The 25,990-nt window shown below is 70.1% G+C and carries 14 protein-coding genes; 10 read left to right on the top strand and 4 right to left on the bottom strand.

Features of this window, described 5'->3' with window-relative positions:
- Positions 1-13 precede the first annotated feature (13 nt).
- Positions 14-796: an aminoglycoside adenylyltransferase domain-containing protein gene (locus tag D0Z08_RS16070; RefSeq protein ID WP_118926262.1), complete on the bottom strand. Its 783-nt coding sequence runs from the start codon at positions 794-796 to the stop codon at positions 14-16.
- Positions 797-829: 33 nt separating this feature from the next.
- Here D0Z08_RS16070 and D0Z08_RS16065 point away from each other — a divergent pair, with 33 nt between their 5' ends.
- Positions 830-1,624 (top strand): thymidylate synthase, encoded by a 795-nt coding sequence (locus D0Z08_RS16065; protein WP_118926261.1) that lies wholly within the window; start codon positions 830-832, stop codon positions 1,622-1,624.
- Complete coding sequence (locus D0Z08_RS16060; RefSeq protein ID WP_118926260.1) at positions 1,621-2,124, top strand: dihydrofolate reductase; 504 nt, start codon at positions 1,621-1,623, stop codon at positions 2,122-2,124. The genes D0Z08_RS16065 and D0Z08_RS16060 overlap by 4 nt, the downstream gene beginning before the upstream one ends.
- A 3-nt stretch (positions 2,125-2,127) precedes the next feature.
- Here the strand turns inward: D0Z08_RS16060 and D0Z08_RS16055 are convergent, their stop codons facing one another.
- Positions 2,128-3,477, bottom strand: coding sequence for a pyridoxal phosphate-dependent decarboxylase family protein (locus D0Z08_RS16055; protein WP_118926259.1), 1,350 nt, complete (start codon positions 3,475-3,477; stop codon positions 2,128-2,130).
- A gap of 66 nt (positions 3,478-3,543) precedes the next feature.
- Here D0Z08_RS16055 and D0Z08_RS16050 point away from each other — a divergent pair, with 66 nt between their 5' ends.
- Positions 3,544-4,488 (top strand): LLM class F420-dependent oxidoreductase, encoded by a 945-nt coding sequence (locus D0Z08_RS16050; RefSeq protein ID WP_118926258.1) that lies wholly within the window; start codon positions 3,544-3,546, stop codon positions 4,486-4,488.
- Positions 4,489-4,492: 4 nt separating this feature from the next.
- Here D0Z08_RS16050 and D0Z08_RS16045 read toward each other — a convergent pair whose 3' ends face one another.
- Positions 4,493-5,965 (bottom strand): sulfatase family protein, encoded by a 1,473-nt coding sequence (locus D0Z08_RS16045; protein ID WP_182481334.1) that lies wholly within the window; start codon positions 5,963-5,965, stop codon positions 4,493-4,495.
- A gap of 120 nt (positions 5,966-6,085) precedes the next feature.
- On the opposite strand from D0Z08_RS16045, the gene dapA reads away from it, so the two are divergent.
- Together dapA and D0Z08_RS16035 are read left to right on the top strand one after the other, a co-directional pair.
- A complete protein-coding gene (dapA, locus tag D0Z08_RS16040) occupies positions 6,086-6,976 on the top strand; it encodes a 4-hydroxy-tetrahydrodipicolinate synthase (RefSeq protein WP_118926256.1) in 891 nt (296 codons plus the stop codon).
- Positions 6,973-8,658: a ribonuclease J gene (locus D0Z08_RS16035; RefSeq protein ID WP_118926255.1), complete on the top strand. Its 1,686-nt coding sequence runs from the start codon at positions 6,973-6,975 to the stop codon at positions 8,656-8,658. The genes dapA and D0Z08_RS16035 overlap by 4 nt, the downstream gene beginning before the upstream one ends.
- 74 nt (positions 8,659-8,732) lie before the next feature.
- Here the strand turns inward: D0Z08_RS16035 and D0Z08_RS16030 are convergent, their stop codons facing one another.
- Positions 8,733-11,900 (bottom strand): M4 family metallopeptidase, encoded by a 3,168-nt coding sequence (locus tag D0Z08_RS16030; RefSeq protein WP_118926254.1) that lies wholly within the window; start codon positions 11,898-11,900, stop codon positions 8,733-8,735.
- A 232-nt stretch (positions 11,901-12,132) separates the two neighbouring features.
- Between D0Z08_RS16030 and D0Z08_RS16025 the strand changes: the two genes are divergently transcribed.
- From D0Z08_RS16025 to D0Z08_RS16005, 5 genes are all read left to right on the top strand, one after another.
- Positions 12,133-14,742, top strand: a complete 2,610-nt coding sequence (locus tag D0Z08_RS16025; RefSeq protein ID WP_118926253.1) for a DNA translocase FtsK — start codon at positions 12,133-12,135, stop codon at positions 14,740-14,742.
- A gap of 5 nt (positions 14,743-14,747) precedes the next feature.
- The gene (locus D0Z08_RS16020) at positions 14,748-16,499 is read left to right on the top strand and encodes a helix-turn-helix domain-containing protein (RefSeq protein ID WP_220454209.1); all 1,752 of its coding nucleotides are present in this window, start codon (positions 14,748-14,750) and stop codon (positions 16,497-16,499) included.
- 73 nt (positions 16,500-16,572) lie between these two features.
- A complete protein-coding gene (gene rimO / locus D0Z08_RS16015) occupies positions 16,573-18,033 on the top strand; it encodes a 30S ribosomal protein S12 methylthiotransferase RimO (protein ID WP_118926252.1) in 1,461 nt (486 codons plus the stop codon).
- The gene (pgsA, locus tag D0Z08_RS16010) at positions 18,030-18,692 is read left to right on the top strand and encodes a CDP-diacylglycerol--glycerol-3-phosphate 3-phosphatidyltransferase (protein WP_118926251.1); all 663 of its coding nucleotides are present in this window, start codon (positions 18,030-18,032) and stop codon (positions 18,690-18,692) included. Before rimO ends, pgsA begins: the two co-directional genes overlap by 4 nt.
- Before the next feature lie 221 nt (positions 18,693-18,913).
- Entirely contained in the window at positions 18,914-25,960 is a 7,047-nt protein-coding gene (locus tag D0Z08_RS16005; RefSeq protein ID WP_182481333.1) for an ExeM/NucH family extracellular endonuclease, read from the top strand.
- Positions 25,961-25,990 lie beyond the last annotated feature (30 nt).

The raw sequence follows: 25,990 nt of genomic DNA, 5'->3' as shown, positions 1-25,990 counted from the left end.
GTCGCTGCCGCGCTCAGCGCCTCGAGATCGGCCGGCCGGTCGCCTCGGTGACGACCGACGCCGTGAACGCGGCCGTGTCGAGCCCGCGCGCGGCCCGGTCGTCGCCGTACTCATCGGCACCGCCCTCGCGGACCCGTACCGCGTCGCGCAGCACCCGGTGCCAGCGCTCGGGGTAGTGCTCGAGGCCCCAACGGCCGGCTGCCGACTTCGACGTCATCTCGCCGGTGACGAGCAGGTGGTGCAGCCGGGCAACCCCGAGGACGCACCAGCAGCAGGCGTCCTCGGCGGCGCCCTCGGACGGCATCTTCGCGAGGGCCTCGGCGTTCGCCCGCCAGTACGTGTCCAGGTTGTCCAGGGTGTGGTCCCGCAGCACGTCCGGAGACGTCCACACCGCGAGGTCCGCGAGCGGCGGTCCGTGCACGGTGATGCCGCTCCGCGCCAGCTCGTGCCAGGCGATGACCGGGTCGAGCACGCCCTCGCTGAAGTACCCGCCGAGGATGGTGGGCACGTCGGGGCACGCCCGCGGGTCGCCGGCCAGGTCCCCGGCCAGGACGTGCATCCCGTCGAAGTGGATGGGGGAGTACGACGCCATCGCCTCGTGCGTCTCGCGCAGCAGCTCCACCTCGGCGTCCGTCGGCCGGTGGCTCAGCACCGCCACGAAGTCGATGTCGGACTGGCCCGGCACCCACTCGCCGAACGCGAGACCGCCGTGGAGGTGCAGCCCCTCGACGAGCCCGGCCGGCGCGATCCGGAGGAAGTGGTCGCAGACGTCGGCGACCTGCGCTGGGATGTCCATCGCGGATGACCCTAGGCGGACTAACCTGACGTCGTGCAGGCCTACCTCGACCTTGTCCAGCGGATCCTCGACGAGGGCGTCGAGAAGGGCGACCGTACCGGCACCGGCACGCTCAGCGTGTTCGGCCACCAGATGCGGTTCGACCTGACCCAGGGCTTCCCGTTGGTGACGACCAAGAAGGTCCATACCCGGTCCGTCTTCGGCGAGCTGCTGTGGTTCCTCCGCGGCGACACCAACGTCAAGTGGCTGCAGGACCGCGGCATCACGATCTGGGACGAGTGGGCCGACGAGAACGGCGACCTCGGGCCGGTCTACGGCGCCCAGTGGCGGTCGTGGCCGACCCCCGACGGCCGGCACATCGACCAGCTCGCCCAGGTGATCCACGAGATCCGCGGCAATCCCGACAGCCGGCGCCACATCGTCTCGGCGTGGAACCCGGCCGACATCCCCGAGATGGCGCTCGCGCCGTGCCACAGCCTGTTCCAGTTCTACGTCGCCGACGGGCGGCTGAGCTGCCAGCTCTACCAGCGCTCGGCCGATGTCTTCCTCGGCGTCCCGTTCAACATCGCGTCGTACGCCCTGCTGACCCACATGGTCGCCCAGGTGACCGGTCTGCAGGTCGGCGACTTCGTGCACACGCTCGGCGACGCGCACCTCTACACCAACCACCTCGAACAGGCCCGGCTGCAGCTCACTCGTGAGCCACGGCCGCTGCCGCGGCTGGTGCTGGACACCTCGATCACCGAGATCGACGGGTTCGACCTCGAGCACATCAGCGTCGAGGGCTACGACCCGCACCCGGGCATCAAGGCTCCGATCGCGGTATGACGCCGGGCGGCAAGCGGGTGACCATGGTCGCCGCGGTGGCGGAGAACGGCGTGATCGGGCTGGGCGGCAAGATCCCGTGGCACCTGCCCGAGGACTTCGCCCACTTCAAGCAGACCACGTCCGGCCACATCCTGATCCTCGGCCGCACGACCCACGAGGGCATCGGCAAGCCGCTCCCGGACCGGACCACGATCGTCCTCACCCGGGACCCGGACTGGCGGGGCGAAGGCGTGTACGTCGCGCCCACGCTGCCCGACGCCCTCACCCTCGCTGACACCATGCCCGGCGATGTGATGATCGGCGGGGGAGCCGTGGTCTACGAGGCCGCGCTTCCCTATGCGGACGCGCAGGTCATCAGCGAGGTCCATGCCGCGCCCGAGGGCGACACCCACTACCCGGAGTTCAGCCGCAGCCGCTGGCGCGAGGTCTCCCGCGAGCCGCGGGACGGCTTCGACATCGTCACCTGGGAGCGGGTCTTCGCCTGCGGCGGCAGCGCCTGAGGATCACCCACGGGCGCGGGCGGCGCACTCCAGGATGATCCCCGCGACGCGGTCGGCGTCCGCCGGCGCCGACTTCCAGGACGACACGCTGATCCGCATGGCGGCCGCGTCGTGCCACTGGGTGGCGCCGCACCAGACCCGCCCGTCGGCCTGGATCTCCGCGACCAGGGCCGTCGTGGTCGCGTCGTCGACCAGGCGCACGAGGACCTGGTTGAGGACGACGTCGTTGAGCACGTCCAGGCCGGCCTCGCGCAGCCGGTCGGCGATCGCGACGGCGGTGTCACTGGTGCGCCGGACCAGGTCCGCGATTCCCGCCCGGCCGAGCGCCCGCAGCACCGCCCACACCTCGACCTGACGCGCCCGCTGGGACGACTGCGGCGTGTGGTGCATCGCCTCGAACGCGGCGTCCGCGGGCAGGTAGCCGGCCACCGCCGTGAAGGTACGGCGCAGCGCGGCCGCGTCCCGCACGAACGCGATGCCGCAGTCGTAGGTGACGTTGAGCCACTTGTGCCCGTCGGTCGCCCACGAGTCGGCGCGGTCGAGGCCGGCCACCAGGTCACTGCGCGACGGGTCGGCCAGGGCCCAGAGCCCGAACGCGCCATCGACGTGCAGCCAGGCATCCCGCTCGGCCGCCCAGTCGGCGATCGCGTCGAACGGGTCGAAGGCCCCGCTGTTGACCTCGCCGGCCTGCGCGCACACCAGCACCGGTCCGGACACGTCCGGGAGGTCCTTGGCCCGCGTCCGCCCCTGGTCGTCGGCCGGGACGACGAGCACGCGGCGCCGGCCGAGGCCGACCAGGCCGAGTGACTTCGACAGGGTCGAGTGCCGGTGGGCGCCGACCACGACCGTCACCGGCGGGGCACCGAACAAGCCGTCTGCCTGGACATCCCACCCGGCCCGCTCCAGCAGCGAGTCCCGCGCGGCGGCCAGGCAGGTGGCGTTGGCGACCGTCGCGCCGGTGGTGAACACGACCCCGGTGGGGTCCGGCAGGCGGAGGAGGTCGACGAGCCATCGTCGTACGACGTCGTGCAGGCGGGCCGCCACCGGCGACATCACCGGCAGCGCCGCGTTCTGGTCCCAGGCGTCAGCCAGCCAGGCGGCGCCGAGCGCGGCCGGATGGACCCCGCCGATCACGAAGCCGAAGTACTCGCTCCCGGTGCTGGCGACGGTCGCGGGCGACCCCGCGGTGTCGAGCAGCCGCAGCGTCTCGGCGATGTCGGCGCCGGTCTCCGGCAGCGGTTCGTCGAACGCCGCGAGCCCGGCGACCGCCTCGGGCGTCGGGAAGGCGGGCCGGCCGTCGACCGACGCGGCGTAGTCGAGGGCCGCTGCGGCAGCGTCGCGGAGAGCATCCATGCGCCAGTCGTACCACCTCTGGGTCGGCGGTGGGCCGCCGTTGGAGCCGGCTGAGAGGCTGACGTCATGACAGTCGAGCTCCGGGTGTTCACCGAGCCCCAGCAGGGCGCGTCGTACGACGACCTCCTCGCGGTCGCCCGCACCGCGGAGGAGCTCGGCTTCGGCGCCTTCTTCCGCTCCGACCACTACCTGACGATGGGCGGCGACGGACTGCCCGGCCCGTCGGACGCCTGGACCACGCTGGCCGGGCTCGCACGGGACACCTCGACGATCCGGCTCGGCACGATGATGACGAGCGCGACGTTCCGGCACCCCGGGGTGCTCGCGATCCAGGTGGCGGGCGTCGACGCGATGAGCGGTGGCCGGGTCGAGCTGGGCATCGGTGCCGGCTGGTTCGCGCAGGAGCACACGGCCTACGGCATCCCGTTCCCCGACACCAAGGAGCGGTTCGAGCGGTTCGCGGAGCAGCTCGAGGTCGTGACCGGCCTGTGGGGCACACCGGTGGGGGAGACCTACGAGTTCTCCGGCACCCACTACCAGCTGGCCGACTCGCCGGCGCTGCCGAAGCCCGCGCAGACCGGCGGCCACCGTGGCGGCCCGCCGGTGCTGATCGGCGGCAAGGGGAAGCGGCAGACCCCCACGCTCGCGGCGCGGTACGCCGACGAGTTCAACCTGCCGTTCGTCGACGAGGAGTTCACCGGCCTGCAGTTCGGGCGGGTGCGCGCCGCCTGCGAGGAGATCGGTCGCGACCCCGACGACCTGACCTGGTCCAACGCGCTCGTCCTGTGCGTCGGTCGGGACGAGGACGAGATCGCTCGCCGGGCTGCGGCGATCGGACGCGAGGTCGACGAGCTGCGGGTCAACGGGCTCGCCGGAACACCCCAGGAGGTGGTCGACAAGATCGGCCGCTTCGCCGACCTCGGATCACAGCGGATCTACCTCCAGACCCTCGACCTCGCCGACCTCGAGCATCTCCACCTGGTGGCCGCGGAGGTCATGCCACACGTGTAGCGGGTCAGCCGGGCTCCGGCAGCACGCCGAACACCTGGTTGCACGCGTCCACACCCGAGCACCGCTCCAGCTCCCGGCTGCGGGCCAGCAGCTCGCGCTTGATCTCGGCGTACCCAGGGTCGTCGAACCGGTTCACGATTGCGTGCGGGTCGAGCGCACGGTCGAAGAGGATGCCGTCGGTGGGGCTGCCGGCAGGCGTGAGGAACAGGTAGCGATCGGTGGTCACGCCGCGGTACCTCCAGCCGTCGGTGTCGTCGTCGGTGGAGTCCCCGATCTGCACCAGCAGGGTGTCGCGGGGATGCGCCCCGAGCCGGTCGAGGCTCACCCCGTCGGGCGTCCGGCCCGGGGCCACCTGCCCGGCCCAGTCGAGGAAGGTCGCGGCGAGGTCGACCAGGGTGACCGGCTCGTCGACCCTGGCTCCTTGCGTGATCCCCGGACCGCGGACCACCAGCGGGATGTTGAACGTCTCGTCGAACGGCAGGTTCTTGCCGCGCAGGCGGTGCTCACCGATCTGGAACCCGTTGTCGGAGGCGAACACGACATAGGTGTTGGCGAGCTCGCCGAGGTCCCGCAGCTTGGCGACGGTCCGGGCGACCGCCGCGTCGACCGAGAGCAGGGCACGGGCGCGCTGGCGCACCAGCCGGACCAGGTCGCGGGTCGGGATCCGGGAGCGCTGGAGGTCCGCCGGGAGGTCCTTGACGTCCTGCTCCTGGAAGGACGGCTCGCCGTACGACGGCGGCATCAGGCGGGCGTACGCGTCGCCGAACCTCCGCTCGGCGACCGGGACCCGCCAGCGGCCGTCGCGGCGCGCCCCGTGCGGCGCCACGTGGTTGACGACCGTGAAGAACGGAGCACCACTCCGGGAGAACCTTGTCAAAGCACGGTTCGTACGGCGCCCGATGACCCGGGTGACGTACTCGTCGTCGACCCGGTCGCCGTTGGCGAAGAGAGCCGTCCGGTCGTAGCTGTAGGTGCCGCCGACCTGCGTGTCCCACTGGGACCAGCCAGGCTCGTCCGTCGACGCCACCCGCTCGTAGCCGTTGAGGTACTTGCCGTGGTGCGAGGTCAGGTAGCCGACGTCCTGCAGCCAGGCCGGGACCGTGTTGCCGGGCTGGATCAGGGCCTGGTAGCCGCCCCAAGGGCCCTTGTTGTTCCGCACCCCGTTGTTCTGGCCGAACTGGCCGGTGAGGAGCTCGGCGCGGGCCGGGCAGCAGACCGGGTGCGGAGACAGCGCGTTGCTGTAGCTCGTGCCCTTCCGGACGAGGAGCCGACGCACGCGCGGCATCAGCCGGAGCTCGTCGGCGCGCATGTCGTCGGTGAGGATCAGCACGATGTTGGGACGGATGTGGTTGGCGGCGACGTGCGCCACGTGGTCCTCGCTCGCCTCCTGCGGGGTCCGCGGTGGACCCGGCGCCAGCACGGTGCCGACGACGGTCAGAAGGACGATCAGAGGTGCGAAGAGGGAGCGCACTCGCACGACAGAGGCAACCTTTCGGCCAGGGACGAAGGGAAGCGGCATCACATCACAGACGGCCCGCACACGCTGTGACCGGCATCGCGAGTCGGCCGTCCCCGGGTGAAGCGATAGCCTTGCACCATGAGCTCCGCGCCCTTCGGCACCGTGCTGACCGCAATGGTCACGCCCTTCCGTGAGGACGGCTCGGTGGACCTGGATGCGACGCAGCGCGTCGCCCGCCACCTCGTCGACCACGGCCACGACGGACTGGTGGTGTCCGGCACCACCGGAGAGTCCGCCACGACCACCAAGGAGGAGGACGGCGAGATCCTCGCCGCCGTCAAGGACGCCGTCGGTGATCGGGCCAAGCTCGTCGCCGGCGTCGGCACCAACGACACCCACACGTCGATCTGGCTGGCCCAGCAGGCGGCGAAGGTCGGCGCGGACGGTGTCCTGCTCGTGACGCCGTACTACAACAAGCCCGGCCAGCGCGGGATCCTCAACCACTTCCGCCTCGTCGTCGACGCGGCCGAGCTCCCGGTCATGCTCTACGACGTGCCGGGCCGCACCGCCAGCACGATCGCCCTCGAGTCCTACCAGGAGATGGCGGGCTGGGAGCCGGTCGTCGCCGTCAAGGACGCCGTCGGCGACCTCGCACGCGGCGTGCGCATCAGGGAGATGGGCTACGCCGTCTACTCCGGGGACGACGTCGCCAACCTGGCCTGGCTGGCGCACGGGGCGACCGGCTTCGTCTCGGTGGCGGGTCACGTGGTCGGCGACCGGCTGCGCTCGATGTACGACGCGTTCCACCACGGCGACCCGATGGCGGCGCTCGACATCTACACCGGCATGCTCCCCGCGATCGACGCGATCATGGGCGCGCCCAACTACGGCGCCACCACGGCCAAGGCCTCGCTCGAGATGATCGGCGTCCTGGAGAACCGGCGGGTCCGTCCGCCACTGATCGAGCTCGACGACGCAGAGCTCGCCGACCTGCGTGCCGGTCTCGACGCGGCAGGAGTCCTCGCTTGAGTCACCCGCACCCGGAGCTCGGCCCACCGCCCGAGCTGCCGCAGGGAGGGCTGCGGGTGATCCCGCTCGGTGGTCTCGGCGAGGTCGGCCGCAACATGACCGTCTTCGAGTACGACGGCCGCCTGCTCATCGTCGACTGCGGCGTGCTCTTCCCCGACGAGCACCACCCGGGCGTCGACCTGATCCTGCCCGACTTCGCCCCGATCCGCGGCCGGCTCGACGACGTCGAGGCGCTCGTGCTGACGCACGGGCACGAGGACCACATCGGCGCGACGCCGTACCTCCTGCGTGAGCGCGCCGACATCCCGCTCGTCGGATCCGAGCTCACCCTCGCGCTGCTCAACGGCAAGATCCGCGAGCACCGGCTCAAGCAGACCGCGTTCCACACGGTCAAGGCCGGCGACCGGGTCAGCTTCGGGCCGTTCGACCTCGAATTCGTCGCGGTCAACCACTCCATCCCCGACGCCCTCGCGGTCGCGATCCGCACCGGCGCCGGGCTGGTGCTGCACACCGGCGACTTCAAGATGGACCAGCTGCCGCTCGACGGCCGGATCACCGACCTCCGTGCGTTCGCCCGCCTCGGTGAGGAGGGGGTCGACCTCTTCCTCACCGACTCGACCAACGCCGAGGTCCCCGGCTTCACGACCTCGGAGAAGAACATCACGCCGGTCCTCGACCAGGTCTTCCGCGAGGCCGACCAGCGGATCATCGTCGCCTGCTTCGCCTCGCACGTGCACCGGGTGCAGCAGATCCTCGACACCGCCGTGAAGCACGACCGCCGGGTCGCCTTCGTCGGCCGCTCGATGGTGCGCAACATGGGCGTCGCCCGCGACCTCGGCTACCTTACCGTGCCTCCCGGGGTCATGGTCGAGGCGAAGGAGCTCGCGAACCTGCCGGTCGAGCGCCAGGTGCTGATCTCGACCGGCTCCCAGGGTGAGCCGATGAGCGCGCTCGCCCGGATCGCCAACCGCAGCCACAACTTCGTCCACCTCGAGGCCGGCGACACGGTCGTGCTCGCGTCCAGCCTGATCCCCGGCAACGAGAACGCCGTCTACCGCGTCATCAACGGGCTGTCCCGCTGGGGTGCTCGGGTGGTCCACAAGGGCAACGCGCTCGTCCACGTCAGCGGCCACGCCAGCGCCGGCGAGCTGCTCTACTGCTACAACATCGTCCGCCCGCGCAACGTGCTGCCGGTGCACGGCGAGATCCGGCACATGCTCGCCAACGGCGCGCTCGCGAAGGAGACCGGCGTCGAGAACGTCGTCTACGCCGAGGACGGCGTGGTCGTCGACCTCGTCGACGGCGTCGCCTCGGTGACCGGCAAGGTCGCCGTCGGATACGTCTTCGTCGACGGCACCTCGATCGGCGACATCACCGAGTCCGAGCTCAAGGACCGCCGGATCCTCGGCGAGGAGGGCTTCATCTCGGTGATCGTGGTCGTCGACTCGGTCGCCGGGAAGGTGTCTGCCGGCCCCGAGATCCACTCCCGCGGGCATGTCTGGGCCGACTCGGACTTCGAGGCGATCAAGCAGCCGATCATCGATGCCGTCAACGCGCTCCTGTCCGAGGGCACCGACGACACCTACCAGCTGCAGCAGACGGTGCGCCGCACGATCGGCCGCTGGGTGAGCGGCACCCACAAGCGCCGCCCGATGATCATCCCCGTCGTGGTCGAGGCGTAAGCGACGCAACGGTCCCCGCCCTCCCGGAGGAGAGCGGGGACCGCTGTCTGGTGTTGCTGGTCGTCGCTAGCTGATCAGCGGCGGACCACCCGGATCGTGAAGTCCCGAGAGCTCCTCCTGAAGCCCTCGTCCGGTCGGTACTTCGCGGTCAGCGTATGGCGGCCGATGGCGAACACCCGATAGATCGTGACGATGCCGACGCCTCGGGCGTTGAGGTCGTCCCGACCGAGTCGGAGCTTGCCCTTCATGATCACGACCCGACCCTCCGGAATGGCGCCGTCGGCGATCACCTTGACCCGGACGTCGAACGGACGACCGCGCTCCACGCGGGCCGGCGCGTCCACCCGGATCCTGGTTGCCAGCGGGTCGTCGACGCAGCTCGCGACGATCACGTTGTCGACGTACCAACCGTCGACGCCGTTGCAACCGTCGCGACCCATGTCGAACCGGAAGGCCACCGTGTCGCCTGCGTCCGCGAGGGCGCCCAGGTCGATCACGGACTTGCCCCACGAGCCGTGCAGCTGGCCCCCGTCGGTGCCGGTCCAGGCGGGCTCGCCGCCCATCGGACCCGCGGACGGGTCGAGCTCGCCGCCCGGCGCGTTCCAGAGGTAGGCCTCCTGCGGGACCAGCTCGAAGACACCGCCGTTGACGCTGACCTTGACGTTGGCGCCGTCCCACGTCGCCTCGGTGGCGACGTAGTGGTCGAACGACATCCGCGGCGACGCACCGTCAGGAACGGTGATGTCGGGGCTGATCAGGCCGTTGCGGCTGGTCAGGTCACCCACGTCACCACAGACGCCCGCGACCGGGTCGGGAGCGAACGCGACGGTGCCGGGGTGGCCACCAGGTGCGTCCGTCGACTCCTCCCACGGGATGCCCTCGCTGAACTCGAAGCCGAGCTCCTCGTCCTGCGTCCAGCCGGCGAGGCCGTCCTCGAAGTGCTCCCTGAAGGACACCTCCTTGTGGGTGCCCTCAGCGCACTCGATCGCCGGAGCGCCCGGCTGCAGCAGCGGCTGCCAGTCGCACTGCTCGGTCGGGTCGAGCCGCAGCTCGGTCTCTGCGATCGCCGCAGTCACGGCCTCGCAGTCGGCGGCGGTGGTGCCACCCTCCACCTTCTCGGGCTCGACCACGCCGCCGTCAGAGCCGTCAGGGTCCGACGGGCTGCCGAGCGTGACCTTCTCGAAGCTGACGCCCTGCAGCGACGCGCAGGCCGCCTCGAGACCGTCGGCCAGGTCGGGGAAGTACGACGTCGGCGTCAGGTAGTGCGTCTGCGCGTACCAGAACAGCCACGCTGCCTTGTCGAGGCCGATCTCGTCGACCGTGCCCGGGAGGCCGTCCACCAGGATGGCGAACGTCCGGTTGACCACGCCCGAGTTCGAGTGGACGCCCCCGGAGTCGCTCTCGTCGCAGTGGTACTCGGCGTCCGAGACCGCGCCCGGGTGGCCGTAGCAGTTCGGGTTCCACATGTCGCGGATCGCACCACCGAAAGCGGGGTCGGACTCGCCCGACAGCCACCGGTAGGTGTCGTCGGTCGCAGCCGGGACCGCTGCGATGTGGAAGTCCACCGGCTCGCCCGCGGACTTGAACCTCTGGCCGTCCTCGAGGGTGACCATCACGCCGTAGATCTCGGCATTCGCCGACATCGAGATCGGGTCACGCCCTGCGGTGTGGTCGCCGACGACGATACCGAGGGCACCGGCGTCCTCAGCGTTGGTGGCCTTGGCCTGGAACGTGCAGGTGCCACGGTCGACGTACACCCACTGGCCCGCGATGTCCGCAGCGTTCTCGAACGGAAGGCAACCGTTGCCGGTCGAGTCGTCGGGTGTGCCGTCCGGCAGCTCGCCGGTGCCGTCGACGCCGACGATCGCCGTGCCGTTGACGCCGGCCTGGGTGATGACCGGGCCGAACGAGGCCGGAGCGGCGTTGCACGGTCCGTCCACGCTGGCGGGCGCGGTGATCTCCATGGTGACCGCGGCGCGCGTGTACTCCGAGCACAGGCCCGGGGTGCGCTCGATCTTGTCGGCCTGAGTCTCACCCTTGAAGTTCTGGCGGGTGTTGAGCATGTCGACGGTCTCGCCCCAGATGTCCGAGTAGGCCTCGTTCAGCGCGCCTGCCTGCCACTGGTAGATCAGGCCGGAGGTCGACTCGGTGTAGGCGTGGGCCCACTCGTGGGCGACCGTGTCGTCACCGGTGACGCCGGTGCAGTAGTTGGTCGAGAAGCCGTTCCAGTTGGCGTTCGGGCAGCTGATCCGCGGGTCGTTGTTCGTCGTGTACATCGTCCCGCCGGCGCCGTCCCACGAGTTGTAGCCGAACGTGTTGCGGAACATCCAGTAGCTCTCGCCGGCACCCAGGATCTCGTTCTGCTGGTCCTCGGTCAGGTCGTCGGGGAACGGGTCGCCCTCGCTGTAGACGTGGGTGTAGGTGCCGTCGGGGTTGCCCTCGAAGAGCTCGCGGTCGAGCGCGTGCGCCATCATCGACCAGCGGTTGAGCGGCTTGTTGGTCGCTGCGTCGAGGATCACGGTCTCGCGGACGGTCGCCTTGTTCCAGACCTCGGCGACCCAGGCGAGCTTGTTGGCGCCGTCGATGCCGCGGGTGGAGCCGGTGCGGTAGACCATCAGGTCGATCGAGCGGACCTTGAGGCCCTTCGTGAGGCCCTTCGGGACACCGCCGTCGTCGTAGCCGTCGGGGTTGGTCTTCACGAGCGAGAGGGCTCGCGCCGACGCCTGGCTCTCGGAGAACCGGGGGGACGTCGACAGCGACAGGCCCGGAGCCGCGAAGCCGTTGACGGACGTCAGGGCACCCTCGCGGTTGACCTCGGCCTTGAGCTCGGCGCCGAAGACCGGCACGCCCTTGTGGGCCTGGGTGAAGGTGACCGACCAGCCGGCCTTGTCCTGGTAGACCGCGCTCTGGGTCAGCTCGCTCGGACGGGCGCCGAAGGCGCCGGCGAACCGGGAGAGGTAGCGGGTGGACTTGTCGATCGCGCCTTGGCGGCCCTCGGCTGCCACGCCGGGAAGCAGGTCGGGGTCCGCGCCCTTGACGCGCGCGAAGCCGACCTTCCCCGTCGCCGGGTTCGTGCGCAGGGCGAGGTTGCCGGACGCGGTCGAGCGCATCTCGTCGACGATGGAGGGGTCGGGCCGTGCCGCCGGAGCGGCGGACGCGTTGAGCGCTGGTGGTGCCGCCAGAGCGGTGGCAACGAGGGCGAGGCCGAGCGCAAAACTGCGGCCCCGGTTGAGATTCTTCACCGAGGGGTCCCTTCGAAAGATGTATTTCCGGGAAGCGCGGTCGACAGACCCGCACCATCCGGCACCTTAAGAGGGCGTTCGGCTCCGGTCCATACCCAGCTTCGCCCGATTTCCGCTGCCTGGTCACCGTGTCATAACGATTACCGGCCGCTGTGGAGGAAGGGGCGTTTGGGGCGCCGACACGCTTCCGTGATCCATGGGGCAGATGTGACGAATGAGTAGGGTCATCAGCATGGCGACCCGTACGTCTTCCCCGACGCGGTCGCGCAGCCGGAGCACGTCCACGAGCCGCAACAGCGGCAGCACCAAGAGGGCCAGCACCAGCTCGCGATCGCGGAGTACACCCCAACGCAGCACGAGTAAGAAGCGACCCGCGAAGAAGGCCTCGGCATCGCGCCGACCGGCACCTCGCGCCGTCCGCAACGGACCCGGCCCGGTGTCGCAGGCCTTCGGCGCGCTCGCACGCGCCATCGTCGCGATCTGGCTCGGCATCGCGCACGGCGTCGGAGCGTTGGTGCGCGGGATCGTCGGCGGCGCCAAGGAGATCCAGCCCGAGCAGCGCCGTGACGGCGTCGGGCTGCTGCTCGTCGGTCTCGCGCTCGTCGTCGCCGCCGGCGTCTGGTTCGAGATGCCGGGCGGGGTCATGGACTTCGTCCGCACGGTCGTCGCCGGCACGGTCGGCAAGGTCGGCTGGTTCGTGCCGTTCCTCGTGCTCCTCGCCGCGTGGCGGGTGATGCGCGACCCCGTTGCCAACGGCCCGGTCGGCCGCCAGGTCATCGGCTGGACCACGTTCGCGTTCGGCCTGCTCGGCATCGTGCACATCGCCAACGGGAGCCCGCAGCCGGTCAGCGGCGACACCACGCCGCTGCGCGAGGGCGGTGGCGCCGTCGGGTACGTCGTATCGGCACTGCTCCTCGACCTGCTCCGGTCACCGGCGGTCGTCGTACCCCTGCTCCTGCTGCTGGCGTTCTTCGGAATCCTGGTGATCACGGGGACCCCGCTCTACCGGCTCCCGGACCGGCTCCGCGACCTGAGCGATGTGCTGCTCGGCCGGCACCCGGCCGCCGCCGACGGAGGCGAGCCGACCCAGCCGATCCGGGTCAAGCGAGGCGCTGGTGACATGGGCGACACCATCGACCCGCTGATGGGCGACCCGGCGTACGACACGCCTCTCCTCGAGGAGCCCACGAAGAAACGCCGGGGACGCAAGGCCGCCGCCGCTGTCGAGGAGTCGATGGAGCTCCGCGAGCCGATCGACATCCCGCTCACCGACGCCGCCGTCCCGGCCGCGCTCGCGCAGGACGAGACCGGCGATCTCGAGCCGCCGCCGCACAGCCCGATGCCGCAGCGGGTCGAGCAGCTGGCGCTGTCCGGCGACATCGCCTACACCCTGCCGGCCAACGACGTCCTCAAGCCCGGGTCGCCCCACCGCGCGCGCTCGAAGGCGAGCGACGCGGTCGTCGACAAGCTCACCCAGGTGCTCGACGAGTTCGCCATCGACGCCCAGGTGGTCGGCTACACGCGGGGCCCCACCGTCACGCGCTACGAGATCGAGCTCGGCACCGGCGTCAAGGTCGAGAAGATCCTCGGCGTTGCGCGCAACATCTCCTACGCCGTCGGTTCCGAGGACGTACGGATCCTGAGCCCGATCCCCGGCAAGTCAGCGGTCGGCGTCGAGATCCCCAACGTCGACAAGGAGATCGTCTCCCTCGGTGACGTGCTGCGGTCCAACGCGGCCCGCAACGACCACCACCCGATGGTGTCGGGCCTCGGCAAGGACGTCGAAGGCGGCTTCGTGGTCGCCAACCTCGCGAAGATGCCGCACCTGCTGGTCGCCGGCGCCACCGGCTCCGGAAAGTCGAGCTTCATCAACTCGATGATCACGTCGGTGCTGATGCGGGCGACGCCGGACGAGGTCCGGATGATCATGGTCGACCCCAAGCGGGTGGAGCTCAACAACTACGAGGGCGTCCCGCACCTGATCACGCCGATCATCACCAACCCCAAGAAGGCCGCCGAGGCGCTGGCGTGGGTGTGCCGCGAGATGGACATGCGGTACGACGACCTCGCGAACTTCGGGTTCCGCCACATCGACGACTTCAACAAGGCCGTCAGGGCGGGCAAGGTCGAGGTGCCGGCGGGGAGCGAGCGGGTGCTCACGCCGTACCCCTACCTGCTGGTGATCGTCGACGAGCTGGCGGACCTGATGATGGTCTCGCCGCGCGACGTCGAGGACTCCGTCGTACGGATCACGCAGCTCGCCCGCGCTGCCGGCATCCACCTGGTGCTGGCGACGCAGCGACCCTCCGTCGACGTCGTCACCGGGCTGATCAAGGCCAACGTGCCCTCGCGGCTCGCGTTCGCGACCTCGTCCGTGACCGACAGCCGGGTCATCCTGGACCAGCCCGGTGCGGAGAAGCTGGTCGGCCAGGGTGACGGACTGTTCCTCCCGATGGGCGCCTCGAAGCCGATAAGAGTCCAGGGCAGCTGGGTGACCGAGGCGGAGATCAAGGAGGTCGTCAAGCAGTGCAAGAGCCAGCTCGAGCCGACCTACCGTGAGGACGTCACGGTCCCGCAGAGCAGCAACAAGGTGCTCGACGACGACATCGGCGACGACATGGACCTGGTCGTCCAGGCGATCGAGCTGGTGGTGTCGACCCAGTTCGGGTCGACGTCGATGCTGCAGCGCAAGCTCCGCGTCGGCTTCGCGAAGGCCGGCCGGCTGATGGACATCCTCGAGAGTCGCGGCGTGGTCGGTCCCAGCGAGGGATCCAAGGCGCGCGACGTGCTGGTGAAACCCGACGAGCTCGACTCCGTGATCGCGACCATCCAGGGGGAGTGACGGACATGAACGACGACCAGATCCTTGAACCCGACCTTCCGACCGCCGACACCACGCCCGCCGACACCACGCCCGCCGAGCTTGCCGAGGCGGAGACCGACCAGGTGGAGGTACGACGCAACGTCGTCCTCTCCGCTGTCGTCGGCGCGACGGCTGCCGCGCTGACGGTGGCGTTCGCACTGCGCGGCTTCGGCGACGGCAGCCCGCTCGACTGGGCCCTGTTCGCCGTGCTCGGCGTGATCACGATCCTGCACGTCGCGGCCGTGGCCGACGCCCGGGCGCCGCTGCTGGTCGCGGACCAGCTGGGTGTCCGGCTCCGCGAGGGTGCCGACTGGCAGGGCATCGCGTGGGAGCAGATCGAGTGCCTCGAGCACCTGCCGCGGCGGCTGCCGTTCCACGACGGCCACCTGCTGGTGGTGGGGGACTCCGGGCAGCAGCTGATCGTGCCGCTCACCCTCGCGACCCGGGTGGTCGGCGCCGACTCCCGGACGATCAGCGACGAGCTCGCCGGCCTCGCCGACGGCCGTGCCGACGTCGTCGAGGTGGTGCCGGACCTGGACGAGGAGGTCCCCGAGGCCGAGGAGGTCACGAGTCCGACGCCCGCCGCTGCGCCCGCGGAGATCGGGCCGCTGTCGGAGGACACGGTCAAGCTCGAGCGGCGGGGGATCGCGGCCGAGGTCGAGAAGCGGTTCCGGTTCCCCAGCATTCGGCCCGCCGCGGCCGACGACGACACCGTCGACAACATCGACCCGGTCATCGCGAACGCGTCCACCGACGAGATCGATGCCGTCACCGACGACGCCGTCACCGACGACGCTGTCCCGCCGTCGCCGTCGCCGTCGCCGGGTCCGGGTCGCCCGGTGGTCGGCGCGGCGCGGGTCGAGGTGCAGCACGCGGGATTCGCGCGCGGCTCGCTCGACTCCACCACGGGGTCGCACCCGACGATCGGCGCCAACGCGCTGCGCTCCGAGCCGGCGGACGAGCCCGACGCGGTCGAGCACACGCTGACCGTCGTCCTCGACGACCTGGTCGTGCACCAGGCGTCGAACCCGGTCATCGGCCCGCAGCTCGAGTCCGCCCGCGACCGGTTGCGGCTGACCGTCGACCAGCTCTCGGAGCGCACCCGGATCCGTCCGCACGTGATCGAGGCGATCGAGGTCGACGACTTCGGCCCGTGCGGCGGCGACTTCTACGCCCGCGGCCACCTCCGCACGCTCGCGCGGGTGCTGGGCGTCGACGCCGGCCCGCTCGTCGCGTCGTACGACGAGAAGTACGCCGACGCACCCATCGACCCCCGCCGGGTCTTCGAGTCCGAGCTCGCTACGGGGGTCGGCGGCTCGATCCGCGGCACCCGCGGGGGCCGGAACTGGTCGGTGCTGGTCGCCGCGGTGATGGCCGCGGTCCTGATCTGGTCGATCGCCAGGCTGGTGATGGACGGCCCGGTCGCGCTCGGCGAGCCCTCGACGCTGAAGCAGGCCGGCGGCAGTGGCGGCATCGGCAGCGGTGCCAAGGCGGACCCCGTGCCGGTCACGCTGACGGCGACGGGTGGCGGGGCGAGGGTCCTGGTCCGCGACAGCGGCGGGGACATCGTCTTCGAGGGCAAGCTCGCGTTCGGGCAGACTGCCGACCTCAAGGTCGAACCACCGGTCCGGATCTGGACCTCGGACGGCTCGGTGACCGCGGGCGTCGACTGCAAGGACCCGCTGCCGCTGGGTGAGACCGGCGCGGAAGCCACCAAGACCCTCGCTGCCTGCTGACCCCCGAACCGGGGCTGGGGCGGATTCGGCGTTTCGTGCCTCACGGGGCCAGCCGCCATACTGACCGGTAGCCATGACCAGTCCTGAGACGCACGCACCCGCCGGTTCCGAGCCCCGATCGACACTGTCGGTCGCCCTGCTGACCCTCGGCTGCGCCCGCAACGACGTGGACTCCGAGGAGCTCGCCGGCCGGCTCGCTGCCGACGGCTTCGCCCTGGTCGAGGACCCCGAGGACGCGGACACGGTCGTCGTCAACACCTGCGGGTTCGTCGACGCGGCCAAGAAGGACTCGATCGACACCCTGCTCGCGGCGGCTGACCTCAAGGACGGGGCCGGTGCCAACGTCAAGGCCGTCGTCGCGGTCGGCTGCCTCGCCGAGAGGTACGGCGCCGAGCTCGCCGACTCGCTCCCCGAGGCGGACGCGGTCCTCGGCTTCGACGACTACACCGACATCGCCTCGCGGCTGCGCGCGATCGTGGCGGGGGAGCGTCCGCACGCGCACACCCCGCAGGACCGGCGCAAGCTGCTGCCGATCAGCCCCGCCGAGCGGCCGTCGGCAGGCCCCGCGACCCTCGAGGCCCGGACCCGGCTCGACTCGGGGCCCATGGCAGCGCTCAAGCTGGCCAGCGGCTGCGACCGACGCTGCACGTTCTGCGCGATCCCCATGTTCCGGGGGTCGTTCGTCAGCCGCCGGCCCTCCGACGTACTGGCTGAAGGCGCCTGGCTGGCCGGCCAGGGCGCGCGCGAGCTGTTCCTGGTCTCGGAGAACTCCACGTCGTACGGCAAGGACCTCGGCGACCTCCGGCTGCTCGAGACCCTCCTTCCGGAGCTGGCCGCGATCGACGGGATCGACCGGGTGCGGGTGTCCTACCTGCAACCCGCCGAGACCCGCCCGGGACTGATCGAGGCGATCGCGACGACGCCCGGCGTCGCGCCGTACTTCGACCTGTCGTTCCAGCACGCGAGCAACGCCGTGCTGCGGCGGATGCGCCGCTTCGGCGACCCGGAGAGCTTCCTCGCCCTGCTCGACCAGGTCCGCGCCCTGAGCCCGGAGGCAGGCGTCCGCTCCAACGTGATCGTCGGCTTCCCCGGTGAGACCGAGCGCGACCTCGAGATCCTCTGCGACTTCCTGGTCGCGGCCCGGCTCGACGTGACCGGGGTGTTCGGCTACTCCGACGAGGACGGCACCGAGGCCGAGACGTACGACGGCAAGCACGACGAGGACGAGATCCGCGCCCGGCTCGCGCACGTGACCGACCTGGTCACCGCGCTCAATGGGGATCGGGCCGAGGAGCGGATCGGCAGCACCGTCGAGGTGCTGGTCGAGGACCTGGCCACCGACCGCCCTGGCCACGTCGAGGGCCGGGCGGCCCACCAGGGCCCCGAGGTCGACGGCAGCACCCTGGTGCGCGGGTGCCCCGACGCCCAGGTCGGCGACCTGGTGCGGGCCGTGGTGGTCGAGAGCGACGGGGTGGACCTGGTCGCGACAGCGACGATCGGTGCGGTCGCCGAGGCGACAGGAGACAAGCGATGAACAGCATCAACGAAGGTACGACGACGCCGGCCCCTGCGACGGAGAAGCCGAGCAACTGGAACCTCCCCAACGCGCTCACCACGCTCCGGATCGCCTCGGTCCCGTTCTACGGCTGGGCGCTGCTCGTCGACGGCGGCGACTCGGCCACCTGGCGCACGGTGGCCTGGGCGATCTTCGTCGCGGCGATGATCACCGACAAGGTCGACGGCGACATCGCGCGCAAGCGGAACCTGGTCACGAACTTCGGCAAGATCGCTGACCCGATCGCGGACAAGGCGATCACCGGGATGGCGTTCGTCGGCCTGGCGATCATCATGAACACCTGGTGGATGTGGACGATCACCATCGTCGTCCTGGTCCGGGAGTGGGCGGTGACCCTGCTCCGCCTGTCCGTCCTCAAGGCGGTCGTCATCGCTGCCGCCCAGAGCGGCAAGTGGAAGACCATGGCCCAGGCGCTCGCCCTCGGCTTCCTCACGCTGCCGCTCCTCGACGACAACCTCGCCGACTGGCTCGAGGTCCCCGGTGAGGTCACCTACGTCGTCGCCCTCGGGTTCCTCGCGATCGCGTTCGGCCTGACGATCTGGTCGGGCTACGAGTTCTTCCGGGACGTCTGGAAGCAGCGCCACGCCATCCGCAAGAAGGCCGCCGCGGCTTCCTGACCAGCCCGTCGGTAAAACTTTCGGGGCCCGGTCTAGTCCTTTCGCGCTGAAATTCTCGTTTCGTACCGAAATCGTTGCGCCAGGTTTCGCAAATTCCTTGCGCGATTGTCGGTGATCGGACTTAGGGTCAGTGCGACTTCCCCCACGTCTGCTCGCGACGCCAAGCAATCCGCCCGCGAGGCAGGTCTCCTCGTCGTGCTCGTCTTCGCGGAAAGTGCCTCATGCCTTCAGCTCGTCAGGTCTTGACCGGAGTCCTCGGACTCGGACTGACCGTCACCGGTCTCACCCTTGCCTTCCCTGTCCCATCCGCCCAGGCGGTCGGTGGGGTCTTCATCTCCGAGTTCCACTACGACAACACCGGCGCCGACGTCGGTGAGTTCGTCGAGGTCACCGCGCCCGCGGGCATGAACCTGACGGGCTATTCGATCGTGCTCTACAACGGCACCGGGGGTGTCACCTACACACCCACGACCAACCTCTCGGGCACGACGACCGACCAGGCAGACGGCTGGGGAGCACTCGCGTTCGACATCGCCGGGCTCCAGAACGGTGCGCCGGACGGATTGGCGCTGGTGAACAGCGGCACGGTTGTCGAGTTCCTGTCGTACGAGGGCTCGTTCGCGGCGACGAACGGGCCGGCGAACGGTCAGACGTCTACCGACATCGGTGTGTCCGAGGCTGGCACCGAGCTCGCCGGACTTTCACTCCAGCGACTGGAGAACAACACCTGGACCGGTCCGGCCGCGAACGGCAAGGGCACGCCCAACGGCTATGACACCGACGAGCCCGTGGCGCTCGCCGCGACGGCAGAGCCGGACGCGGAGGCGGTCGTCGACGAGCCCATGACCCCGGTCGTCCTCGACGCCACGGGCGGCACGCCGCCGTACTCCTGGGCGACCGCGAGCACCCTCCCTGCCGGCGTGACGCTGTCCACCGCGGGCGAGCTCAGCGGTACGCCGACCGAGACCGGTGCCTTCCCGATCACCGCGACCGTCACCGACGACGCGGCCGCGACCGACGATGTCACGTTCACGCTCACCGTCAACCAGCCGGCCGAGGTCACGCCGATCCACGAGGTCCAGGGCACCGGTTCGCGCTCGCCGTTCGCGCCCGCGACCGGCAACACGCCCGGCGACGTCAAGACGGTCCAGGGTGTCGTCACCGCGCTCTACCGCACGGGCGGCTTCAACGGCATGTTCGTGCAGACCGCGGGCACCGGCGGCGCGACCGACGCCACCCCGGGCGCCTCCGACGCGCTCTTCATCTTCGGCGGCAGCAACGCCGTCAACATCCCGGTCGGCATCGCCCTCGGCGACTCCGTCCAGGTCACCGGCCCGGTCAGCGAGTTCTTCGACAGCACCCAGATCACGCCCGCCAGCGCGGCCGACGTCGTCGAGCTTGGCAGCCCGCTCGCCGCGGTCACAGGTCTCGAGATCGCCTATCCGACGTCCACCGCGGGCCGCGAGGCGCAGGAGGGCATGCTGCTCGCGCCCACCGACACCTTCACCATCACCAACACCTTCCAGACCAACGGCTTCGCCGAGATCGGCCTCGCCACCGGTAACACCCCGCTGCGGCAGCCGACCGAGTTCGCGTCGCCCGGCGACACCGCAGGCATCCAGGCGATCATCGACGACAACGCGGCTCGCGCCGTGACGCTCGACGACGGCGCGAGCTTCAACTATCTCTCCAACAACACGAACAAGGCGGTGCCGCTGCCCTGGCTCACCGCCGGCAACGGCAACCCGGTTGCCTCGCCGCCGCGGGTCGGCGCACGGGCGACCCTCCAGTCGCCGGTCATCCTCGACTGGCGCAACAGCATCTGGAAGTTCCAGCCCCGCCGGCAGGTGACCGGCGACGCCACCTACCCCGGTTCGAACGTGGTGACCTTCGAGGACACCCGCGCGGAGAACCTGACTCCGGCCGACGTGGGCGGCGACATCTCGATCGCGACGTTCAACGTCCTCAACTACTTCAACACCACGGGCGAGGCGTACGCCGCCTCCGGCCCGATCCAGGACCCGCCGCTCGACACCCGGTGCACCTATTTCAACGACCGGCAGGGCAACCGGATCGGCAACGACTCCTGCGGCGTCCAGAACCTCGACAACCCGGACACGCCGGCCAACGAGGCCAACACCAACAACGGCAGCGGCCCGCGTGGTGCCGCCACCCAGGTCAGCCTGGAGCGCCAGGAGGACAAGCTCGTCAACACGATCGAGGCCCTCGACGCGGAGGTCATCGCGCTCGAGGAGATGGAGAACTCCATCAAGCTCCCGGGCGAGACCAACCGCGACGACGCCCTCGCACACCTGGTCGAGCTCCTCAACGACGCCGCCGGCACCACGAAGTGGAAGTACGTCAAGAGCCCCAGTGAGGCGACCAACGCCGGCGCCGTCGCCGAGCAGGACGTCATCCGCAACGCGTTCATCTACCAGCCGGCCGCGGTAGTCCCGGTCGGCCAGTCGGACATCCTCTTCGGCACCACCCAGTTCGCCAACGCCCGCGAGCCGCTGGCTCAGGCGTTCAAGGCCGCAGGCGCGCCCAACAGCGACGCGTTCGCCGTCATCGTCAACCACTTCAAGTCGAAGGGCGACAACACCTCGCCGGCGCCGCCGGCGTCCGGCGACAACGCCAACAGCCCGCTCGTGGGCGCCTTCAACGGCGACCGGGTGCGCCAGGCGACCCGTCTGGTGCAGTTCGCCGACGAGTTCGCTGCAGCACGCGACATCGAGGCCGTCTTCCTGGCCGGTGACTTCAACTCCTACAGCGAGGAGGAGCCGATCCACGTCCTCGAGGCGGGCGGCTTCGAGCTCATCGAGTCGACCGACGACCCGGCCGAGGAGAGCTACTCCTTCAGTGGCCTCTCCGGATCCCTCGACCACGTGCTCGGCAACGCGGCCGCCATCGACCTGAAGACCGGCGCCGACATCTGGCAGATCAACGCCAACGAGTCGATCGCCTACCAGTACAGCCGCTACAACTACAACGCGACGATCTTCTACAACGCGAACGACCCGTTCGCCACCTCGGACCACAACCCCGAGATCGTCGGGCTCGACCTGCCGGACTTCACGCCGGTCACGCCGAAGAAGATCCAGATCCTCGCGACCAACGACTTCCACGGCCGACTGCTGCCGGATGCCGGCAACGCCGCCGGCGCGGCACCGTTCGCAACCGCGGTCGACGAGCTGCGTGCGGAGGCGCCTCCCGGCAACACGATCTTCGCGGCGGCCGGCGACCTGATCGGTGCCTCGACGTTCGAATCGTTCGTCCAGGACGACGAGCCCACCATCGACGCCCTCAACGAGATGGGCCTCGAGGTCTCGGCCGCCGGCAACCACGAGTTCGACCAGGGCTACGAGGACTTCGTCGGCCGGGTCCAGGACCGGGCAACGTGGGAGTACATCGCCACGAACATCGACGAGCCCGAGGGGCGCGACGACCTGGCCGAGAGCTGGACCAAGACCGTCGACGGCGTCGACATCGGATTCGTCGGCGCGGTCACCGAGGACCTCCCCGCCCTGGTCAACCCCGCAGGCCTGACCGACGTCGGCGTGCTCGACATCGTCGAGGCCGTCAACGAAGAGGCAGCCGAGCTGAAGACTGCCGGCATGGACATCGTCGTCCTGCTGGTCCACGAGGGCTCGCCGTCGACGGACTGCTCATCGGCGAACTTCACCGACGACGCCACCGTGTTCGGCCACATCGTCCAAAGCACCTCGGCCGACGTGGATGCGATCGTCTCCGGCCACACCCACCTGGCCTACAACTGCCGCTACCCGGTGGCGGACTGGCAGGCCGACGCCGATCGGATCGTCAAGCGTCGCCCGGTCGTCTCCGCCGGTCAGTACGGCACCAACCTCAATCAGCTGGTGTTCAACTTCGACACCACGTCGGGCGAGCTCCTCGAGATCGAGCAGGAGGTGGTCGGCACCGCCGGCGTCGGCTACCAGCCCGACCCCGAGGTGCAGGCCATCGTCGACGCGGCAGTGCTCTACGCCGAGGACATCGGCGATGACGTGCTGGGCCAGATGGACGGGCAGTTCAAGCGAGCTGTCTACGAGCCGGCCTCCGGCACGACCGAGAACCGGGGTGGCGAGTCGACCCTCGGCAACCTGGTCGCCGAGGTGCAGCGCTGGGCGACCCAGCTGCCGGACCAGGGTGTGCAGGCGGACATCGCGTTCATGAACCCGGGCGGCCTGCGCGCCGACATGGCCGGCGTGGCCAACGGTGACGTGCGTGACCTGACCTACCGTCAGGCCGCCAACGTCCAGCCGTTCGCCAACACCTTGGTCAACATGGACCTGACGGGTGCCCAGATCGAGACCGTGCTCGAGCAGCAGTGGCAGCGGACGGCCACCGGTTCGGTCCCGTCGCGACCGTTCCTGCGGCTCGGTGCCTCCGAGGGCTTCACGTACACCTATGTCGAGACCCCGACGACGGTGAGCGCGCCGAACTCGGCGCCGGTCAGCACCTTCCAGGGTGAGGTCACGGGCATGTGGCTCGACGGTGTCGCGATCGACCCCGCAGCGACGTACTCGGTGACGGTGAACTCGTTCCTCGGCACCGGCGGGGACAACTTCCACGAGCTCGCCAACGGGGCCAACAAGGTCGACACGGGCAAGATCGACCTCGCAGCGATGGTCGAGTACATGGACCAGTTCACGCCCGAGGCACCGCTCGAGGTGGACTACAGCCAGCGCGCCGTCGAGGTCGAGTTCCCGGAGACGGCCCCCGAGGTCTACGCACCGGGCGACACGGTCGCGTTCGACGTGGCCTCGTGGACCATGTCCAACGCCGGGGACACCAAGGACAACCAGATCCAGGTGATGCTCGGCGAAGCCGAGCTCGGCACGGCGACGCTCGACAACGCCATCGGCATCCGCCCGTACGACAGCTACGGCAAGGCGTCCGTGAGCGTCACCCTGCCAGCGGACATCTCCACCGGCGACCACGAGCTGACCCAGGTGGGTGCCCAGACCGGCACCGAGATCCCGGTGTCGATCGCAGTGGAGCGGGAGACGACCGAGGTGCAGATCCTGGGTACGAACGACTTCCACGGTCGGTTGGTCAGGGATGAGACGGTTGCGGGTCTGCATTGCGACGACTCCCAGGCGACCAACCCGGTCGGTCCGGTGCTTTGTCCGGCGGCTGTCTTGTCGAGTGCGGTGAAGTCGCTGCGGGCCTCGAACCTGAACACGGTGTTCGCTGCGGCGGGTGACCTGGTCGGTGGGACGACGTTCGAGTCGTTCGTCCAGAACGACGAGCCGACGATCGACGCACTCAACGAGGCGGGCCTCGAGGTCTCGGCAGCCGGCAACCACGAGTTCGACCAGGGCTACGAGGACCTGGTGGGTCGGGTTGATGACCTGGCTGACTGGGAGTACATCGCTGCCAACGTCGAGGAGCCGGCGGGTCGTGACGACCTGGCGGAGACCTGGGCCAAGGACGTCGGCGGGATCACCGTCGGGTTCGTGGGTGCGGTGACCGAGGATCTGCCTGCGCTGGTGTCGCCGGACGGCATCGAGGGTGTCACGGTCACGGACATCGTGGACGCGACGAACGCGGCGGCAGCTGACCTGAGGGCCGGCGGTGCGGACGTCGTGGTGCTGTTGGTGCACGAGGGTTCGCCGAGCACGAGCTGTGCGGACGCGAACTTCACCGACCCGTCCACGGTGTGGGGCCGCATCACCCAGGAGACCTCGGCGGACGTGGACGCGATCATCTCGGGTCACACCCACCTGGCCTACAACTGCTCCTTCCCGGTGCAGGAGTGGGTCGACGGTGACCGTGCGGTGACCGAGCGTCCGGTGGTGTCGGCCGGTCAGTACGGCCAGAACCTGAACAGGCTGGTGTTCACCGTGGACGCGGCGACGGGTGAGGTTGCGGCGAAGACGCAGTCGATCCTGGCGCTGACCGAGGCGAACTACCCCGAGGACCCGGCTGTGGTTCAGATCGTGGAGGACGCGATCGACTACGCGTTCCCGATCGGGGCGCAGGTGCTGGGTGAGATCGAGGCCCCGTTCAACCGGGCCAAGCTGGCCAACGGCACCACGGAGAACCGTGGTGGCGAGTCGACCTTGGGCAACCTGGTGGCCGAGGTGCAGCGCGAGCAGACGCCGGCCGATCAGGGTGGTGCGCAGATCGCGTTCATGAACCCCGGCGGCCTGCGGGCCGACATGGTCGGGACCTTGAACGGTGATGTTCGTGAGCTGACCTACCGGCAGGCCGCCAACGTGCAGCCGTTCGCCAACGGGTTGACCAACATGGACATGACCGGTGCCCAGATCGAGACGGCGTTGGAGCAGCAGTGGCAGCGCACGGCGGACGGGCCTTCGGGCACGGTCCCCTCGCGGCCGTTCCTGCGGCTGGGTGTCTCGGAGGGCTTCACCTACACCTATGTGGAGACTCCGGTCACGGTCAACGGGACTCCGACGTTCGAAGGTGAGATCACCGGGATGTGGCTGAACGGGGTCGCGATCGACCCCGCGACGTCGTACTCGGTGACGGTGAACTCGTTCCTGGCTGCGGGTGGTGACAACTTCCGAGCCTTCGCCGGCGGGACGGACAAGGCGCAGTGGGGTGTCACCGACCTGCAGGCGATGGTGACCTACATGGACGAGAACACCGGTGACACGCCGTTGGCGGTGGACTACAGCCAGCGCGCGGTCGAGGTGCACAACGTCGCCGACAGCTACTCGATCGGTGGCGACGTCACCTTCGACGTGGCGTCCTGGACCATGTCCACGGCCGACGACGTCAAGGACGCGGAGATCCAGGTCTTGCTGGGTGACACCGAGCTCGGCACCGCCACGCTCGACAACACCATCGGGACCGCCGTCTACGACACCTACGGCAGGGCGCACGTCGACGTGCCGATCCCGGCCGGCACGCCGACCGGCCCGCAGACGCTCACCCTGGTCGGCGCTGCCACCGGCACCGAGGTGAGAGTCCCGATCGTCGTCGGACGTGCCACGGCGACGGCGTCCGGCGCCGACGTGACGGTCCGTTACGGCTCCGCCGCGACCATGGCGGTCACCGTGACCGCCGACGGTGTGGTGCCGACCGGGCAGGTCTCCTTGTCCGCCGGCGACGTGGTGCTCGGGTCGGCGACGCTCGTGAACGGCAGGGCGACGGTCAGGATTCCCGCGCGCTCGCTGCCACGCGGCGTCCACGAGGTCACGATCTCGTACGACGGTGACGCCTCGGTCGCACCCGGGACGGGAACGGCCACGGTGACGGTCCGGAACGGACCGCGGAACTGACCCCCGTGCGGAGGTGGCCGCTCGCGTTGC

Source organism: Nocardioides immobilis (genome assembly GCF_003515065.1).
Classification (GTDB): Bacteria; Actinomycetota; Actinomycetes; order Propionibacteriales; family Nocardioidaceae; genus Nocardioides; species Nocardioides immobilis.
This window is presented reverse-complemented; position numbering and strand designations above follow the sequence as displayed.

Coding starts and splice junctions, on each gene's coding strand:
- D0Z08_RS16070 (WP_118926262.1), bottom strand. CDS start 796: ATGGACATCCCAGCGCAGGTCGCCGACGTCTGCGACCACTTCCTCCGG.
- D0Z08_RS16060 (WP_118926260.1), top strand. CDS start 1,621: ATGACGCCGGGCGGCAAGCGGGTGACCATGGTCGCCGCGGTGGCGGAG.
- D0Z08_RS16055 (WP_118926259.1), bottom strand. CDS start 3,477: ATGGATGCTCTCCGCGACGCTGCCGCAGCGGCCCTCGACTACGCCGCG.
- D0Z08_RS16050 (WP_118926258.1), top strand. CDS start 3,544: ATGACAGTCGAGCTCCGGGTGTTCACCGAGCCCCAGCAGGGCGCGTCG.
- dapA (WP_118926256.1), top strand. CDS start 6,086: ATGAGCTCCGCGCCCTTCGGCACCGTGCTGACCGCAATGGTCACGCCC.
- D0Z08_RS16025 (WP_118926253.1), top strand. CDS start 12,133: ATGGCGACCCGTACGTCTTCCCCGACGCGGTCGCGCAGCCGGAGCACG.
- D0Z08_RS16020 (WP_220454209.1), top strand. CDS start 14,748: ATGAACGACGACCAGATCCTTGAACCCGACCTTCCGACCGCCGACACC.
- rimO (WP_118926252.1), top strand. CDS start 16,573: ATGACCAGTCCTGAGACGCACGCACCCGCCGGTTCCGAGCCCCGATCG.
- pgsA (WP_118926251.1), top strand. CDS start 18,030: ATGAACAGCATCAACGAAGGTACGACGACGCCGGCCCCTGCGACGGAG.
- D0Z08_RS16005 (WP_182481333.1), top strand. CDS start 18,914: ATGCCTTCAGCTCGTCAGGTCTTGACCGGAGTCCTCGGACTCGGACTG.